13 protein-coding genes and 1 riboswitch are annotated in these 17,480 nt (G+C 41.4%); of the genes, 12 read left to right on the forward strand and 1 reads right to left on the reverse strand.

Annotated elements, in window-relative coordinates; genetic code table 11:
* Positions 1–7 precede the first annotated feature (7 nt).
* The 5 genes from ACXAEY_RS04360 to ACXAEY_RS04380 all read left to right on the forward strand — a co-directional run bounded on the left by ACXAEY_RS04360 (position 8) and on the right by ACXAEY_RS04380 (position 7,621).
* Positions 8–1,051, forward strand: a complete 1,044-nt coding sequence (locus ACXAEY_RS04360) for a FecCD family ABC transporter permease (protein WP_270179906.1) — start codon at positions 8–10, stop codon at positions 1,049–1,051.
* Positions 1,048–2,052, forward strand: a complete 1,005-nt coding sequence (locus ACXAEY_RS04365; protein WP_474810660.1) for a FecCD family ABC transporter permease — start codon at positions 1,048–1,050, stop codon at positions 2,050–2,052. The genes ACXAEY_RS04360 and ACXAEY_RS04365 overlap by 4 nt, the downstream gene beginning before the upstream one ends.
* Positions 2,053–2,391: 339 nt before the next feature.
* Positions 2,392–3,069: a response regulator transcription factor gene (locus ACXAEY_RS04370; RefSeq protein WP_474810661.1), complete on the forward strand. Its 678-nt coding sequence runs from the start codon at positions 2,392–2,394 to the stop codon at positions 3,067–3,069.
* The gene (locus ACXAEY_RS04375; protein WP_474810662.1) at positions 3,066–4,424 is read left to right on the forward strand and encodes a sensor histidine kinase; all 1,359 of its coding nucleotides are present in this window, start codon (positions 3,066–3,068) and stop codon (positions 4,422–4,424) included. The genes ACXAEY_RS04370 and ACXAEY_RS04375 overlap by 4 nt, the downstream gene beginning before the upstream one ends.
* 68 nt (positions 4,425–4,492) lie before the next feature.
* Positions 4,493–7,621 carry an efflux RND transporter permease subunit gene (locus ACXAEY_RS04380; protein WP_474810663.1) on the forward strand — a complete coding sequence of 1,043 codons (3,129 nt, stop codon included), beginning with the start codon at positions 4,493–4,495 and terminating at the stop codon, positions 7,619–7,621.
* Between the two features lie 38 nt (positions 7,622–7,659).
* On the opposite strand, the gene ACXAEY_RS04385 is transcribed toward ACXAEY_RS04380, so the two are convergent.
* Complete coding sequence (locus ACXAEY_RS04385; RefSeq protein ID WP_474810664.1) at positions 7,660–8,706, reverse strand: NAD(P)/FAD-dependent oxidoreductase; 1,047 nt, start codon at positions 8,704–8,706, stop codon at positions 7,660–7,662.
* A 726-nt stretch (positions 8,707–9,432) separates the two neighbouring features.
* Here ACXAEY_RS04385 and ACXAEY_RS04390 point away from each other — a divergent pair.
* The 7 genes from ACXAEY_RS04390 to ACXAEY_RS04420 all read left to right on the forward strand — a co-directional run bounded on the left by ACXAEY_RS04390 (position 9,433) and on the right by ACXAEY_RS04420 (position 17,480).
* Positions 9,433–10,284 carry a DUF72 domain-containing protein gene (locus tag ACXAEY_RS04390; RefSeq protein ID WP_474814732.1) on the forward strand — a complete coding sequence of 284 codons (852 nt, stop codon included), beginning with the start codon at positions 9,433–9,435 and terminating at the stop codon, positions 10,282–10,284.
* A gap of 15 nt (positions 10,285–10,299) precedes the next feature.
* Positions 10,300–11,121 carry a sulfite exporter TauE/SafE family protein gene (locus ACXAEY_RS04395; RefSeq protein ID WP_474810665.1) on the forward strand — a complete coding sequence of 274 codons (822 nt, stop codon included), beginning with the start codon at positions 10,300–10,302 and terminating at the stop codon, positions 11,119–11,121.
* A gap of 15 nt (positions 11,122–11,136) precedes the next feature.
* Complete coding sequence (locus ACXAEY_RS04400) at positions 11,137–12,525, forward strand: bifunctional metallophosphatase/5'-nucleotidase (RefSeq protein ID WP_270179898.1); 1,389 nt, start codon at positions 11,137–11,139, stop codon at positions 12,523–12,525.
* Positions 12,526–12,599: 74 nt separating this feature from the next.
* Positions 12,600–12,902, forward strand: coding sequence for a YunC family protein (locus ACXAEY_RS04405; protein WP_270179897.1), 303 nt, complete (start codon positions 12,600–12,602; stop codon positions 12,900–12,902).
* Between the two features lie 103 nt (positions 12,903–13,005).
* Positions 13,006–13,776 carry a sporulation protein YunB gene (gene yunB, locus ACXAEY_RS04410; protein WP_270179896.1) on the forward strand — a complete coding sequence of 257 codons (771 nt, stop codon included), beginning with the start codon at positions 13,006–13,008 and terminating at the stop codon, positions 13,774–13,776.
* A 76-nt stretch (positions 13,777–13,852) separates the two neighbouring features.
* A riboswitch (Lysine riboswitch) is annotated at positions 13,853–14,033 on the forward strand.
* 116 nt (positions 14,034–14,149) lie between these two features.
* Positions 14,150–15,721 carry a Na+/H+ antiporter NhaC family protein gene (locus ACXAEY_RS04415; RefSeq protein ID WP_474810666.1) on the forward strand — a complete coding sequence of 524 codons (1,572 nt, stop codon included), beginning with the start codon at positions 14,150–14,152 and terminating at the stop codon, positions 15,719–15,721.
* A 232-nt stretch (positions 15,722–15,953) separates the two neighbouring features.
* The gene (locus tag ACXAEY_RS04420) at positions 15,954–17,480 is read left to right on the forward strand and encodes a sodium-dependent transporter (protein WP_474810667.1); all 1,527 of its coding nucleotides are present in this window, start codon (positions 15,954–15,956) and stop codon (positions 17,478–17,480) included.

Genomic DNA, 17,480 nt, shown 5'->3' on the forward strand with positions numbered 1-17,480 from the left:
AATTTCAATGTTCAAAACGAAGACGAAGGTTATAAAAGATGTAAAAGTGTATTCGAGACCTGAGGTAGGCCTGACCATCTTGCTTTTGGGGTGCTTACTCCTCTTATTAAGTATTGGTCTTGCTATCTCAGTCGGAGCTGCAAAGATTGATTTTCGAACAGTTTGGGAAGCTATATTTAATTATGATTCTAGCAGAGAAACAGATCGCATTATCGTAAGTCTTCGGTTACCAAGAGAGCTTGGAGCTGCAGTTGTCGGCGCTGCCTTTGCTGTGAGTGGAGCAATCATGCAGGGAATGACTCGAAATCCTCTTGCAGATCCTGGTTTACTCGGTTTGAACGCTGGTGCAAGTTTAGCCCTCGCTTGTGTGTTTGCATTTAACCTAGGTTCGTCATACTTCACCGTTATGCTGCTTTCGTTTGTTGGAGCGGGAGTTGGGGCGTTGTTAGTATTCGGTTTAGGTTCAATGACTAGGGGGGGTCTTTCTCCTATCCGTATTACGTTAGCAGGTGCAGCTGTGTCTGCACTGCTTTCTTCGTTAGGAGAAGGCGTTGCGATCTATTATAAACTTTCTCAAGATCTTGCTTTTTGGACAGCAGGTGGTGTCTCTGGAACGAACTGGACACAGTTGAAAATCATTGTTCCTGTTGCTCTAGTAGGAATCTTAATTTCTATTATGCTATCGAGGCAACTAACGATTCTTAGCTTTGGAGAGGACTTAGCTAAGAGTCTTGGACAACGAACTCTTTTAACGAAAACGATCTTGATGACCGTAGTATTGATCTTGGCAGGAGCGGCTGTGTCACTCGCAGGGGCGATTGCTTTCGTTGGTTTACTCGTGCCACATATCGTACGCTTTCTAGTAGGAACAGATTATCGTTGGATCATTCCTTGTTCAGCTGTTTTTGGCAGTGTACTTTTAGTCCTAGCAGACACATTTGCCAGAACGGTGAATGCTCCATATGAAACGCCCGTAGGAGCTGTTGTCGCTATGGTTGGCGTTCCTTTCTTCCTTTATCTCGCTAGAAAAGGAGGGAGGAAGCTATCATGAATGCACAACAGGTCAAACGGTTTAGAATTACTGTAATCACTGCAGCTATGTTGTTAGTCCTTGCGATTATTATAAGCATAGGAACAGGTTATGCTTCTCTAACTCCTGGCGAACTTTTTCGTACGATCATCGGGCAAGGGACTCAGCGGGAAAATTTAATTCTATTTCAATTTAGAATGCCAAGAATCTTCGTTGCGGTACTTGCTGGAATGGGACTTGCCGTCTCTGGTGCGATATTACAGAGTATTACGAAAAACCCACTCTCTGATCCTGGTATCCTAGGTATCAATGCCGGAGCAGGCTTAATGATCGTAGTCTACATCATGTTCTTTTCGGTAGAGTCTACAAGCTTTCTATACATCCTTCCTCTTTTTGCGTTAGCTGGTGGAATGGTGACTGCTGCTATCATCTATGTCATGTCATACATAAAAGGTGAAGGTGTTGAGCCCACGAGGTTAGTGTTGATCGGTGTAGGTTTAGCTGCTGCTTTGTATGGAGCTACGTTGGTGCTATCTACTCGGTTAGAGATGGAAGACCATGCGTTTATGGCCAATTGGATGGCGGGGCGTATTTGGGGAGATGATTGGATCTTCGTCCTTTCATTAGCACCTTGGATCCTGATTCTTTTCCCGATTGTTTTTATGAAAGCGAACGTGTTGAACACGTTAACACTTCATGAAAACGTATCGATCGGTGTGGGCGTAAACATTGGTAAAGAGAGGATCCTATTAATTATCATCGCTGTTGCGCTAGCATCTGCTTCAGTAGCAGTAAGCGGTGGTATCGCATTCGTAGGGTTGATGGCTCCGCATATTTCTAGGTCCCTCGTTGGACCACGCCACCAAGCGTTCGTTCCGGTCACTGCATTATTAGGAGGTATTTTGCTCCTGACTGCCGATACGATTGGGCGTGTGATCTTGGATCCTAGCGGCATTCCAGCTGGAATCATCGTTACCATTATCGGAGCTCCTTACTTTATGTATCTTTTAGCGAAAAAGTAGTAAGGCTACGAAAATAAAGCCACATCTTAATCCTTAGCTGGATCAAGGTGTGGCTTATTTTTATATAGTCCACTCTCATTATTTGAGATATATACTTGAGACCATGACGAATCTCATTTTATTCGTAGTAAAGAAACGATTGTAACAGGTTTGATGAAATAGTTGTTGCAGGATTCATTAAAAGGGCGTGTAAAGATACAAACAAGAGCTAAAATAGAGAGAGGACTAGTTTTCCTACTATCTTTTTCATTGCACATTATGTAATAATTTTTTATTTACTGTTCTCGTTTAGCCATAATACACTAGTAACATTTATTTTTTTAAAAAAGGAGGAAACTCATGATTCGCGTTTTAATAACAGATGATGATCCAAATATTCTACAGTTAGTATCTCTATATATGAATCATGAAGGGTATCATGTAGTGCAAGCTGCAGATGGCGAAGAAGCGTTGTCGATCTTAGTATCTCAGTCCATTGACCTCGCAATCATTGATATCATGATGCCAGGGTTAGATGGCTATAGCTTATGTGAAGAGATTCGACGCTACTACGAAATTCCAGTATTGATGCTGACTGCGAAAGGTGAAACACACGACAAAGTAAAAGGCTTTCAAGTGGGGACAGACGACTACGTCGTCAAGCCGTTTGAACCAACAGAGCTAGTGATGCGTGTTAAGGCTTTACTCCGGAGGTATCAGGTCCAGGCTTCTAAATCACTCCAAGTTGGCAATATCAGAATGGAGACAGAAAAAAAGGAAGTGAAAGTGAACGAGGAGCTTGTTCAATTTCCACTGAAAGAATTTGAACTACTATATATGTTAGCTAGCTATCCTGAACGAATTTTCACCCGACAGCAGCTGATCGAAAAGATTTGGGGATTCGATTATGAAGGAGACGACCGCACCGTCGATGTTCATGTGAAACGGATAAGAGACAAGCTTAAACAAAGGGATGCAACAGTATCGATTAAAACCATTCGAGGACTAGGGTATCGGATAGAGGGGATCGAAGCGTGAAAAGCTTATATGTTCAAATCGTTGTCACCTTCCTCATTGCTATCTTTTTTAGTCTTTTCGTTACCTTTTTGATTTCAGGTCGTTTGTATGAACATCAGATTTCAGATCGTGTGGAACAACGGATGCAAAGTGTTGGAAGAGATTTTATAGAAATTTATCAATCAAATCCAGATCTCGATATTTCTACATACTTGGATGCGATATCTTCTATTAGCTTTGATATCGTATTGTTCAGCGAGAAATTAGACACGTCAGTTTATGAGAGTCGACCGATTCGAAATCTTTCTCAAGAAGCAATTAGTGAGGTATTGAACGGGGAGCCGTACAAGACACAAGAACAACTCCGTCGAACTATCGTTGGAATACCTTTTGAGGTAGAAGGTCAATCCTACGCTATATTCATCACTCCAAACTTCCAATTTATCTTTAATGATTTTAGAAAAGTGATGTTAACGCTATTTTCCTCCATTCTCTTATTGGGCAGTGCTATTTTTATCATCACAACAAAATACACAATTCGCCCTATAAAAGAGATGACCACATTAACGAAGAAGGTAGCACGGGGAAATTTTAATGTATCAATCAAGAGTAAGCGAAAAGATGAGCTTGGAGAATTAACGCATCATTTTAACCACATGGTGAAAGGGTTAAATGAGCTTGAGGACATGAGGCAGCAGTTTGTATCTAATGTTTCTCATGAGATTCAGTCGCCACTAACGTCTATTCAAGGATTTGCTAGAGCGTTAAAGGATGATGTTGTTAAGGACGAAAAAGAACGTAAGGAATATTTATCGATCATTGAACATGAGAGTATGCGATTATCTTCATTGAGTCAGAACTTATTAAAACTTGCTACGCTAGACTCCGAACATCCACCGTTCGAATCGTCAGCGTTCTATTTGGATGAACAGTTGCGGAGAGTGGTTGCTTCCTTAGAGCCCCAATGGTCTGAAAAACATCAAACGATTCAGCTAGATACGGTCGATTACAAAATCCAAGCTGATGAGGACCAACTAAAGCAAGTGTGGATCAATTTAATTACGAATGCTATTCGATATACTCCTGAAGAAAAGAAGATCACTGTAGCAATGCAAGAAAGGGAGGATGCAATCGTAGTTTTTATTTCTGACGAAGGTGTCGGTATTTCACCAGAAGAGCAAGCGAGGGTGTTTGAACGCTTTTATAAAGTAGACAAATCTAGAACAAGAAACCAGGGAGGCAACGGCTTAGGGCTCTCGATCGCGCGTAAGATTATTCATCTTCATCAAGGTTCTGTGGAAATAGACAGTGACATAGGAATCGGCACGACGTTCCTCGTTACGCTTCCGCAAATAAAAAAAACTCATAAATCTTAATTTGTTCATATTCAGTTCATAATAAGTGGGTATGCTGACTCTAGGTATTTGAAAGGAGAGAACCCACTATGAGTTGGATTACAAAGCTAAGTTTAAAAAATACAGTAGCTATTATTATTTTAACGTTACTTGTTGTCGTCAGCGGAGTGCTGGCAGCTGATAAAATTAAAGTTGAAACATTCCCAGATGTATCTTTCCCTGTGTTAACTGTTCAATCCCCATATCCGAATGCTTCTACAGAGGAAGTAGAGGAAAAGGTTACGACTCCACTTGAGGATGCACTGCTTAATATGGAAGGGTATGACTCAATATCTAGTACAACGAGAGAAAACATGTCTATGATTACCATCATGTATCCTTTTGGTCAGGACATTGAGGAAGCTCAATCCGATGTTGAAAACGTAGTGAACGGTGTATCGCTGCCTGATGATGTGGAAGCTGATGTCACGGCTATATCGATCAACTCTACCCCAGTGTATCAAGCAGCACTTTCATCTACGGAAATAGAAAAGCTACAAAATGATATCGAATCGAACATCGTTCCTACGATTGAGAATATGGAAGGTGTATCAGGTGTTCAAATTACAGGGGGGCAAGAGACGAGTTTACAAATAGTCGTCAACGAAGAAAAAGCATCTCAATATGGGTTATCGCTATCTAACATTAAAGATGCCATTCAACAATCACAGTATAAATTGCCAACTGGTTCATTGAATGAAGAAGGAAACTCCATTCCTGTAGAGATTAAGGGTGACTTGCAAGATGTTGAAGACTTAAAAGAGGTTGAGATTCCCTTATCCCAAAATCAGGCGATTCAGCAGCAATCTCCTGCTGAGGAACGTAATGGCCAAGGATCCCCTAGTCAGCAAGCGGCACAGCCTTCTCAGCCCTCTGGGAATGGAAAACAGAGTGTCGTATTGTCGGATATAGCTGAGGTGAAAGAAGCAACGGAACGACCTGAAATATCTCGTTTTAATGGAGAGGATTCCATTTTAATCGAAATTACGAAAGGTCAAGAAGCAAACACAGCTGATGTAGCTAAATCTGTCAAAACGTATTTAAATGAACGTGTAAATGAGCAAGGTTATGAGCTATACACTGTGTTGGACCAAGGTAAAGAAGTAGAAAAATCAATCTCGGCACTATTAAAAGAAGGCGGATTTGGCGCATTGTTTACAGTTGTCGTGATTTTGGTGTTCTTACGAAATATCCGTGTAACTTTCATTGCCATTCTTTCCTTACCTATTTCCATTCTAGGAACAATCGCACTACTCAATCAGTTTGATTACACGCTAAATATCATGACATTAGGTGGAATGGCTGTTGCGGTCGGTAGGATTGTAGATGACTCAATCGTTGTTATCGAAAATATATATCGGTGGAAGCAGAACTATCCTGATATGAAGCAGCGGGAACTCGTGTTTCGTGCAGCAAGAGAAGTGATGGGTGCGATCGCCTCTTCTACGATTGCTACGGTGATTGTATTTATGCCTCTAGCTTTTGTAAGTGGTATCTTAGGAGAGTTCTTCCGACCATTTAGTTTAGCAGTTGTTTTTTCTGTTCTCATTTCACTCCTTGTAGCAGTGATGCTCATTCCAGTACTTGGAAATACCTTCTTTAAGAAAGTGGATAAAAAGCCTAATCATTCTAAAGGGTCCTCTTGGTACGAACGGTTCCTACATGGGGCTTTGAAGCGAAAATGGATTGTATTTACTCTATCAATCTTTTTGTTGGTTGGCTCATTCTCGCTTATCCCAGCACTAGGGGTATCATTTCTACCAACAGAAGGGAACGAATCGTTTGAAGTGGAAGTGACCTTACCGAAAGAGGTGACATTAAAAGATACAAATGAGCTGGCTCAACAAATTGAACGTGTCCTAAGTGATGAAGATGCGATCGATTACAATCAGGTTTCGATTGGCTTTACGAGTCAGCAGCAAATGCCAGGATCCAGTGCAAACACAATGGAAAACGTTGCTCGATTTTTCGTTCAGTTAAATGAAGATGAACCGATCGATGAGTGGATGACGAAATATGAACAGGAAATTCTGACTATCGCTCAAGATGAGTATGAGTCAGCAACTGTCAAGGCAACAGAAATCCAACAGGAAGGACCGCCATCTGGAAATAGTATAGATGTAAACCTCTACAGTGATGATCTGGATCAATTAGATCAAGCATCGAATCAAATTGAAACGTTATTAATGCAAGATGATAGGCTGAAAAATGTTCAAAACGGGATGGAGGATTCGCAAACAAAATATCGGATCCGTCTCAGCGAAGAAGGAGAGGAACTAAAGCTTAGTCCATACCAGCTCATACAACCTATCCAGGAACGTTTGCATACGGTTGATGGTGGAACGCTAACGCTTAACGACCAAAGTTGGGAAACTGAGCTTGTTTTCGACGATATGTTGTCTTCTAAAGAAGAATTAGAAGCGTTCTCTGTAAAGACAATTGAAGGTGAAAAAGAGTTGAATGAAGTGGCGACGATTGAAGAGATTAACGTTCCATCTTCTATTGAGCACCAAGATGGAGATACAGCAAATACGATTTCTGCTACGATCAAAGGGGATGATACTGCGGCTACCTCAAGAGATATTGAAGAACGTATTCAGAATCTTTCTCTACCAGATGATGTCGAAGTAGACCTTTCTGGTGGTATGGACATGATTACTGAAGGGTTTTCAGATCTTGGTTTAGCAATGGCCGCAGCTGTCGGCTTAGTGTTTCTTGTATTGAGTATCACATTCGGTGGCATTATCACACCGATTGTTATTCTATCATCTCTTATCTTTGTTCCGATCGGAGCATTGGCTGGACTCCTCATAGGTGGTCAGACCCTGTCGATGAGTGCGATGATCGGAATGCTCATGTTGATTGGGATTGTCGTAACGAATGCTGTCGTTCTTCTTGACCGTGTGGAAAATAATCGACGAGAAGGGATGGACTTAACCGAATCCATTGTTGAAGCTTCAGCAACAAGATTACGTCCAATTCTAATGACGGCACTTGCGACCATCTTTGCATTAATTCCACTAGCCCTTTCTAATTCTGCTTCAGGTTTAATTTCAAAAGGATTAGCCATCACGGTAATCGGAGGGTTAACAACATCTACCCTGCTAACTCTCGTGTTTGTTCCTGTCTTTTATCAAGCTATTGGAAAGTATAGAAAAATAGGAGTCGTTGATAAGTGAAGAGTAAGAAGGACCGCCCTGCAGAGCGGTCCTTCTTCTTATATCATTCGTTTGATCAGCTCACGATTTCGCTCCTTAAACACTGAGTTGTGTGAAGAAACCATGCCAACAGCTTGTGCTTCCGGCTGAATATGCTGCTTTGCCTTGTTTATAGCATTTGCTGCATCTTGGAATGCACCGGCAATAAGGTTTAATTTTCCATCGTGTTTCAAGATATCTCCTGCTGCATAGAGTCCTGGAATAGATGACTCACTCGTTGAATTTCCTTCAATAAAAAACTGATCGACTAGTTCAATATTCAAATCACTATTACCAATTAACGAAGAATCCCTTTCATACCCATGATTAATAACCACTTCATCGATCGGGAGGTAGGAAACCTCACCTGTAACATGGTTGGTTAATTCGATCTGTTCAATCGTTTCATGGTTACAGCAAGCGATCAGTTTAGAGATCGAAGTGTTAAAGATACAGTCTACACAGCTTTCTTTAAGTTTTGAGACTTGTGCTTCATGGCCAGTAAGAGCATCTTTTCTATATGTAAGGTATATTTTCTTTGCGACAGGTATTAATTCGTTCGCCCAATCGATCGCTGCGTTACCACCGCCTGAAATGACAACCGTTTTATCTTTAAAATGTTTCAAAGACTTGATCGTATAATTCAAGTTAGAAACCTCAAACCTTTCTGCGCCTTGAATCTCAAGTTTTTGTGGTTTTAGGATTCCACTCCCAACAGCGACGATAACGGTTTTTGAGTAGTGCTCTTCACCTTCAGCACTCTTTAAAGTGAAAATTCCTTCTTCATCTCTTGTGATACTTTCAACTTTTGTATTTAAAATTACTTCTGGGTCGAATGTTAATCCCTGCTCAACTAAGGATTCGATGAGATCTGCACCAGATAATGGCTTGTGTCCTCCTACATCCCAAATCATTTTTTCAGGATAAACATGAATCTTACCGCCTAATTTAGGCTGGAATTCTATAATTTTGACTTTTAGTTCTCTTAAGCCACCATAAAATGCAGAATAAAGCCCAGCAGGACCTCCACCAATTATCGTTACATCGAATACATCTCTATTAAACATTTACAGTCCTCCCCAGAAAGTAAACAGTAGTGATTATCATTATCAATTAAAATATATACTACATTCTCAACATTTACAATACATAGGGGGTATTTGCGAATGTGATTGAAGGGTTATTGTCATTGTTGAAAGGGCTCCAGCGCTTGTCGGGTCTAAACGCCCACCTCCGCTTTTCTGATCTAGCTGCGGTGGGCAGACCCTCGAGTCGCTTCACCCTTTCGCGTGAACACAAAGAACGTGTTCAAACGAAAGGCTTCCAGCGCTTGTCGGGTCTAATCGCCCACCTCCGCTTTTCTGATCTAGCTGCGACTCGCAGAAACTACGATATTTCACTCTTTCAACAGAACACAAAAAGCGTGTTCTATTTCAAGAGTTCCAATATCTTCGTTTCTAAACGCTCGCCTCCGCCTTTCTGATGTCTAGCTGCAGGGGGCAGGTCCTCGGGTCACTTCACCTTTTCGATTGAACACAAAAAGCGTGTTCATTCGAAAAGGTTCCAGTGCCTGTCGGACCTAAACGCCCCCTTCCGCTTTTTTGATCTAGCTGCGGTGGGCAGACCCTCGAGTCGCTTCACCCTTTCGCCTGAACACAAAGAACGTGTTCAAACGAAAGGGCTCCAGCGCTTGTCGGGTCTAAACGCCCACCTCCGCTTTTCGGGGTTTTTCCCTTGCTATTTCTCCTTTAAAGTCAGAAAATAGAGGCAGAGAAATAGAAGGGAAGGATTTGATGATATACATAGGTGTTACTGGTTGGGGGGATCATGATGATTTGTATCCTCCGGGTGTAAAGAGTAATGAAAAGCTATCGATTTATAGTTCTCATTTTCCGGTTGTAGAAGTTGATTCTTCTTTTTATGCAGTGCAACCTATAAGAAATTATGAGAAATGGGCGAGTGAGACGCCTGATGGGTTTCAGTTTGTTGTGAAAGCTTATCAGGGAATGACAGGACACGAGCGGGGGGAGATTCCTTTTGAGACGAGAGATGCTATGTTCAAGGCTTTCAAGGAGTCAATCATGCCTTTACAACGTTCTGGAAAACTTGCGATGGTTCTTTTTCAGTTTCCACCATGGTTTGATGTGAACAAAGATAACGTGAATCTTTTGCGAGATTGTAAAGAAAGAATGGGAGATATCCCTTGTGCGGTAGAGTTTAGACATCAATCCTGGTATCATGAGGCATTTCGGGAGAAAACACTTTCTTTTCTTGAGGAACAAGGATACATACATTCAATCTGTGATGAGCCTCAAGCTGGAGAAGGTTCGATCCCAATCGTCATGGAGACGATTTCGAATGATGATGTACTTGTACGACTTCATGGAAGAAATGTTAATGGGTGGCGGAACCCTGGGAACAATCAAAAGTGGCGAGAAGTTCGCTATCTGTATGAGTATGACAATAATGAGCTCAAGGAATGGAAAGAAAGAATTGAGCAGTTACGAAAAGAATGTAAGAATGTGTATATACTATTCAATAATAATTCTGGTGGTCATGCGTCGGGGAATGCGAAAGAAATGATTCGAATGCTTGATATCGAGTATACGAACCTTAACCCAAGACAACTTGATCTTTTCGACTAATAAGGAGTTCTTTTCATGTTAACTTGGGTCTTATTATTCTTTATCGGATTAGCTGCAGGTACGATTGGAAGTTTGGTTGGTCTTGGTGGAGGGATCATCATCGTTCCTGGGCTTTTGATCATAGATCAGTATACGAATTGGCTACCTGAGTTATCTCCACAGCTTATCGTAGGTAGCTCGATCGTCGTATTGGTAGCGATTGGATTATCGTCAACATTGTCCTATATGAAGAAAAAGACAGTTGATTATAAAAGCGGTGGGTTGTTCTTTCTTGGAAGCGGTCCTGGTGCAATTGCAGGAGCTTGGTTAAACAAATTTATCGCCGTCGATCAATTTTCTGTATATTTCGGGGTATTTATGGTGCTTGTTTCCATATTATTAATGGTAAGGGGACGTTTGCGACCATTGAAGTTAGATGGACGTTTTTCGCGATCGATTACTGATTTGAATGGGAACGCTAGTGAATATCGGTTTTCAGTGATAGCTGCCTTAGTTGTTTCGTTTATCGTTGGGATTCTATCAGGGCTTTTTGGTATCGGCGGTGGGTCGTTGATGGTTCCTGCCATGATTTTATTATTCGGATTTCCAACCTCTATTGCAGTTGCAACATCGATGTTTATGATATTTCTGTCGAGTATAATCGGTACGATGACGCATTTAGCCCTTGGGAATATCGCAGGATTTTTATTGATTGGATTAGTTCCAGGCGCATGGATTGGGGCAAAATGTGGCTCTTTCATTAATCAGAAACTGTCAGATAATACGATTGTCGTTATTTTAAGGTGGATGTTAATTCTCGTCGGGATACGATTGGTCTGGCAGGGAATGACGGGTTAAGAAAGGAAGAGTGTCTTGACTTCAAAAAAGGTACATTTATATTATACGAACGATCTTCATAGTCACTTTGAAAATTGGCCTAAGGTGGCTGGCTATATAAAAGATAGAAAAAGAATTCATGATTATCATCATGATCACTACTTATTGTTAGATCTTGGTGATCACGCGGATAAAGTTCACCCGATTACTGAGGGAACCTCAGGTAAGGGAAATGTACATTTATTAAACGAACTCAAATATGATTATGCGACGATCGGAAATAACGAGGGAATCACATTTTCAAAGCAAGAATTGGAAGAGCTATACACTGATGCCAATTTTCAAGTCATCGTGTCGAACTTGTTTCACTCTGATGGAGCAAGACCTGCCTGGGCAGTTCCGTACGCGATCGATGAGAAAGATGGCGTTAAGGTCGGACTAATCGGGATAACGATTCCATATGAACAATTCTATAGTCTCCTCGGCTGGTCGATACAATCACCATGGGAAATGCTGCAAAAGGTGGTTGATGAAGTACGTTCGAAAGCTGATGTAGTCGTGTTGATGTCACATATGGGACTTGGGAACGACGAGCAGATTGCAACGGATATTGAAGGAATCGATGTGATCATCGGCTCTCATACCCATCACGTTCTTAAGCATGGAATGAATGTAAATGGAACGTTGATTACTCAAGCAGGTAAGAATGGAAATTATGTAGGAGAAGTCGTCCTGAACTATGATACTGAACAGTGCAAATTAGTTGAGGCAGAAGCTTATGCGATTTCTGTGCGTGATCATAAAGAAGATCAAGCGACAAAGGAACAGCTAGATCGATTAGGAGCGAATGCACAAAACTTATTAGACGAGGTCGTGTGTCGCCTCGAACAACCTCTAGAAGCAGAGTGGTTCAGGCGCTCTGTCCTTCCTGACGAGCTCTCTGCTGCTCTTAGAGAATGGTGCAATGCTGATATTGGAATGATCAATTCGGGTATGCTACTTGATGGATTAAGTGAAGGGAAGGTGTCGAGAGAAGACCTTCATCGTATATGTCCACACCCAGTCAATCCATGTAAAGTTATTCTAAAAGGAAGTGAATTACGTGAGATCGTCGCATATGCAATGTCTGACGAACTCGTGCATTTAACGTTTAAAGGATTAGGTTTCAGAGGAGAAGTCATGGGTATCATGGCTTTTGACGGACTCGAAGTGAAAACAGTCGTAATGGATGATGGTCTTCATCACGTAACAGAAATTCTCCATAACGGTCATCAGCTATCTCCAGAAAAAGAATATTCAGTGGCTACGGCGGATATGTTCACCTTCGGAAAATTTTATCCGCAGATGAAGCACGCTAGGAAGAAGTACTACTTACCAGAAATGCTTCGGGATCTTCTTGCATTTAGACTTGAGAACAGATATTAATCTTTGATTGTCAAACATGCCTCCGCGCTCATATAAATAGAATGACAACTTGTGAGTCAGGAGGCGGAGGATACGTGATCAATGTTACACCTATCATGATCGATGGTCATCCATTTACAGCGATTAGCATGAAGCTACCTAAGACCAATTTTCTTGCTGTTACAAATGAAAATGGCTACATCATGTGTGGAGCACTGGATATTGCGTTACTTAATGAAAAGTTAAGTGATCGCAAAATCATTGCAGGCAGAGCTGTTGGTGTAAGGTCAATTGAACAGCTGCTAGAAGCACCACTTGAATCTGTAACGCTTGAAGCAGAGGCAAGGGGCATCAAAGTAGGAACCATCGGAAGAGATGCGATGCTCAAAATGTTATAAGAAAAACCACAGCTTGCGGGCTGTGGTTTTTCTTTAGGGAAAATATGTCCATACTTCTTTCCTTCTTCGCATATACATGTTGAGGAGAAGGGAGGATATTGGCTTGTTCCGAACTCGAAGAAGGTTCATTCGAAAAGGTCCGCTTCCTTTTCGATATGTGTTTGTTATCTCGTTCATTCTATTTATTTTTATGACAGTTCAAGGACTATGGATCGTTGAAAAAGGTATTAAGCCTACTCTTATCGAAATAGCTAGAACAGAAACGAACCGAATCGCAACACTCGCGATCAACCAGGCCATCAACAAAAAAATCGTTGAAGAAGCAGATAGCACAGAAGAGCTGATCAAAAAAGAAACGGTTAACCAAGTAGATATTGTCCAAATTAACCAAAGCGCTGTAAATAAAGTACTTGCTCAATCGACAGACAAAGTGCAAAAGTTCTTAAAGAGCGTTGAAGATAACTCGATCGATTATTGGGCAGAGGAAAATGGGGTCGAGCTTCAAGTTGATGAAGATGTACCATTAAGTAAAGGAATCATCCATAACATTCCGATTGGGCAAGCGTTTAACAATACGTTACTCGCGAACTTTGGACCAAAAGTTCCTGTGAGATTTACAGCGATTGGAGAAGTAAAGTCTGATATCAAACATAACATTCAGCAAGTAGGGATCAACAACACGTGGGTTGATATTCGCGTCCATATCGAAGTGCATGTGAAAATCGTTATTCCATTTGCTACAGATTCAGATGTCGTCACAACGGATATCCCTGTTATTGCAACGTTTATAAAGGGAGATGTGCCGAACTTCTACAATAATGGATCTGGTACAGGATTGCCTGATCCGGCTATCGATATTGGAGGAATGGAATAAATTGTGTTTGCATAGCACTTAGAACTAAGCTATAATAACGAATTGTATTAAACTAAATAATGTTCCTTATCTTATACGATGAGGTAGAGGAGCAGATACTCATAAGTACGTGTTGGGAGAATGACATCTATGATCAGCATCGAAAGGGAGATCTGCCGAAGCAGAAATAATCGTCACATTATTTTTGTTGGGGCGACATTGAATAAATGTCGAACTGTCATTATGAGGCTTACTTATAATGGAGAACTACTGATCGGGATGGACACTTGACATTGTAACCGCAAAACGGGCAATGATAGGACCATATCCTTTCATTGGCCGTTTTTTTGTTTATCCAAAAGTAGTGAACCATAACTTGAAAAGGATGGTGAATATGGAAAATACGATTTATTCGATTATTCCGCCGCTCATCGCATTATTGATGGTAGTGGCAACCAGGAAGGTATTGCCTTCACTAGGGGTGGGAATTATCCTTGGTGCGTTGATGATCAACGACTGGAGTATTGGTGGTTCTATTAAAGAGGTCTATACGATTGTGAAGGGCATTTTTATTTCTGACGGTGGGTTAAATACCTGGAACATGTATATTATTTTCTTCTTACTTCTATTAGGCATGATGACTGCATTTATTTCAATTTCAGGTGGTAGCCGAGCGTTCGGTGAGTGGGCAATGAAACGTGTGAAAACGCGCACTGGTGCTCAGATCGTTACTGCAGTCTTTGGAGTTATAATTTTTATCGATGATTACTTCAATTCTCTAGCGGTTGGGAATGTTAGTCGTCCTATTACAGACAGGCACAAAGTTTCGAGAGCCAAGCTTTCTTACATCATCGATTCAACTGCTGCCCCGATGTGTATCATTTCCCCTATTTCTAGCTGGGGAGCTTATATTATTGCAATTATAGGTGGTATTCTTACTACACACAGCATCGTTGGTGTTGGTGCTTTAGAAGCTTTCATAAAAATGATTCCTATGAATTTATATGCGATCTTCGCACTTGGAATGGTTTTCTTCGTAAGCTATTTCGATATTAACCTTAAGGCGATGAGAGTTCATGAAAACCGTGCACAAAAAACAGGAGAAGTACTCGACCCTTCAAAAGGTGCTGTACCAGGGGAAACAACTGGCTTACCTGAAAGTGATAAGGGGAAAGTAGCAGATCTTGCTTGGCCAATCATTATGCTGATCGCAGGTACGGTCATCTTTATGATCATCACAGGTATTCAGGCAGTGAGTGGAACGGATGCTGCCGTAACGCCGTTAACGATTTTTGAAAATACGGATGTTGCAGCTTCGTTATTATACGGTGGTTTGATCGGTTTAGGTACGTCTCTAGTGTTCTTCTTCTTTAAGAACATGGGAGGAGCAGCGTTTGGAAAAGGTGTCGTTGAAGGAATCAAATCGATGCTTCCTGCAGTTTACATCCTTCTCTTTGCATGGACGTTGATCGAGATTATCGGAACACTTGGAACAGGTAAATATCTAGCTGGTCTAGTTGATCAGCATATAGCCATCGGTTTTCTTCCAGCAATCTTGTTCTTATTAGCAGGCGTAATGGCATTTGCTACTGGAACATCATGGGGAACATTCGGTATTATGCTTCCGATTGCTGGAGAAATCGCTGCTGCGACAGACCCAACCTATATGCTACCTGTACTAGCCGCTGTACTAGCGGGAGCGGTGTTTGGAGATCACTGCTCGCCGATTTCTGATACAACGATCCTTTCTTCTACAGGCGCGGGAAGCCATCATATCGACCATGTGTTGACACAGCTTCCTTATGCTCTGACTGTAGCTGGAATCGCGCTCGTAGGCTATCTTGTACTTGGGTTTACAGGAAGCTCGATTGCTGGGCTGCTTGCAACAGCAGTAGTTTTTGCGGTTGTTGTCTATATACTAAAAACAAAATACGAAAATCGTACGGTTGAAGCCGTTAACGAATAATCGAACAGGGGGGACCATCCTCCTGTTTTTTTTATGTCATCCTACAAAAAAGGGGTGTTTTTGGCTAATTTTCGAAGTGATTTTACAAATTATCTGAAAGATTGCTTTGACATGGCCAATAGTACTAGATATACTATAAACAAAATAATCAGAATTTAATTAAAAATCTAAACCTTTTTCTGGAAGGAGGAGAACAAGGAGAAGGGTTACAACGTCTAAGGGGGTAATACTAGTGGAAAAAAGAGCTCAGTGGGGAACGAGAGCTGGCTTTATCTTAGCAGCTGTTGGTTCTGCAATCGGACTAGGTAACATTTGGAGGTTTCCAGCCGTTGCATATGACAACGGTGGAGGGGCATTTTTTATACCATATTTATTTGCACTAATAACTGCGGGTATTCCGATTCTTATTTTGGAGTTTACGATTGGCCATAAGTTCAGAGGTTCAGCTCCGCTTTCGTTCTTCAGAATGAATAAAAAGACCGAATGGCTCGGTTGGTGGGGCGTTATTGTTGCGTTTGTTATTTCTACGTATTATGCGGTCATTATAGGTTGGGCAATTTCTTATAGCTATTTTGCATTCAATTTGAGCTGGGGTTCAGACACAGAAGGCTTCCTATTCAATGACTATCTGCAGCTGACTGTTAATCCTGGTGAAACAGGTAGCCTTGTGCCAGGAGTATTCATTCCGCTTGTGGCAGTTTGGATTATTACGCTAGGCGTTCTTCTTGCAGGGGTTAAGAAAGGAATCGAACGTGCGAACAAAATCTTTATCCCTACGTTGATCGTGCTTTTCTTAATCATCGTAATTAGAGCTGTGACGCTTCCTGGGGCAGCTGAAGGTTTAAGTGCATTCTTTACACCGAATTTTGACTCCATTACGTCCGGTAGTGTTTGGGTAGCAGCGTATGGACAGATCTTCTTCAGTTTATCGATTGCTTTTGCTATTATGATTACGTATTCAAGCTATCTTCCGAAGAAATCTGATATTACGAACAATGCGTTTATTACAGGGTTTGGTAACTCTTCATTCGAGCTTTTAGCAGGTATCGGAGTTTTCTCTGCATTAGGATTTATGGCTACTCAACAAGGTCTAGGTGTCGATGAAGTTGTAAGCGGTGGAGTCGGACTAGCGTTCGTCGTATTCCCTCAAATTATCAATGAGTTCCCTGCACTAAATGGTATGTTTGGATTCCTTTTCTTTGCATCACTCGTACTTGCTGGATTATCTTCACTAATCTCAATTTCAGAAACGTACGTTGCTGGTATCTCTGAAAAGTTTGGCATTTCTCGTACGAAAGCTGTATTGATCGGTGGAGGTGTCGCATCACTCATCTCGATCTTGTTCGCGACACAAGGTGGATTGTTCTTCCTAGATGCAGCGGATTACTTCATCAATCAGTTTGGTATCGCGTTTGTAGGTCTTGTAGAAGTCGTTGTTGTAGCATGGTTCCTACGTCAGCTTACTGGTCTTGAAAATCATGCCAATGGCATTTCTGACATTCCGCTAAACTATTGGTGGAAAGCATGTCTTGGGGTCATCACTCCAATCGTGCTCGGCTACATGATGTTCGATCTATTTAAAACGAACCTTCTTAAAGAATTTGAAACTGAAACAGGAAACTATGGAGGATACACAGATGGCTTCATCCTATATAGTGGCTGGTTCGTAGCTGGATTTGCTCTTCTTGTTGGTATCCTATTCAGCGTAAAGAAATGGGACGCTAAAGTAGAACAGGAAAAGTATAAGGAGGTAAGTTAA

The sequence above is a fragment of the Anaerobacillus sp. ABA4_114 genome (assembly GCF_056159065.1).

Coding starts and splice junctions, on each gene's coding strand:
- ACXAEY_RS04360 (WP_270179906.1), top strand. CDS start 8: ATGTTCAAAACGAAGACGAAGGTTATAAAAGATGTAAAAGTGTATTCG.
- ACXAEY_RS04365 (WP_474810660.1), top strand. CDS start 1,048: ATGAATGCACAACAGGTCAAACGGTTTAGAATTACTGTAATCACTGCA.
- ACXAEY_RS04370 (WP_474810661.1), top strand. CDS start 2,392: ATGATTCGCGTTTTAATAACAGATGATGATCCAAATATTCTACAGTTA.
- ACXAEY_RS04380 (WP_474810663.1), top strand. CDS start 4,493: ATGAGTTGGATTACAAAGCTAAGTTTAAAAAATACAGTAGCTATTATT.
- ACXAEY_RS04385 (WP_474810664.1), bottom strand. CDS start 8,706: ATGTTTAATAGAGATGTATTCGATGTAACGATAATTGGTGGAGGTCCT.
- ACXAEY_RS04390 (WP_474814732.1), top strand. CDS start 9,433: ATGATATACATAGGTGTTACTGGTTGGGGGGATCATGATGATTTGTAT.
- ACXAEY_RS04395 (WP_474810665.1), top strand. CDS start 10,300: ATGTTAACTTGGGTCTTATTATTCTTTATCGGATTAGCTGCAGGTACG.
- ACXAEY_RS04415 (WP_474810666.1), top strand. CDS start 14,150: ATGGAAAATACGATTTATTCGATTATTCCGCCGCTCATCGCATTATTG.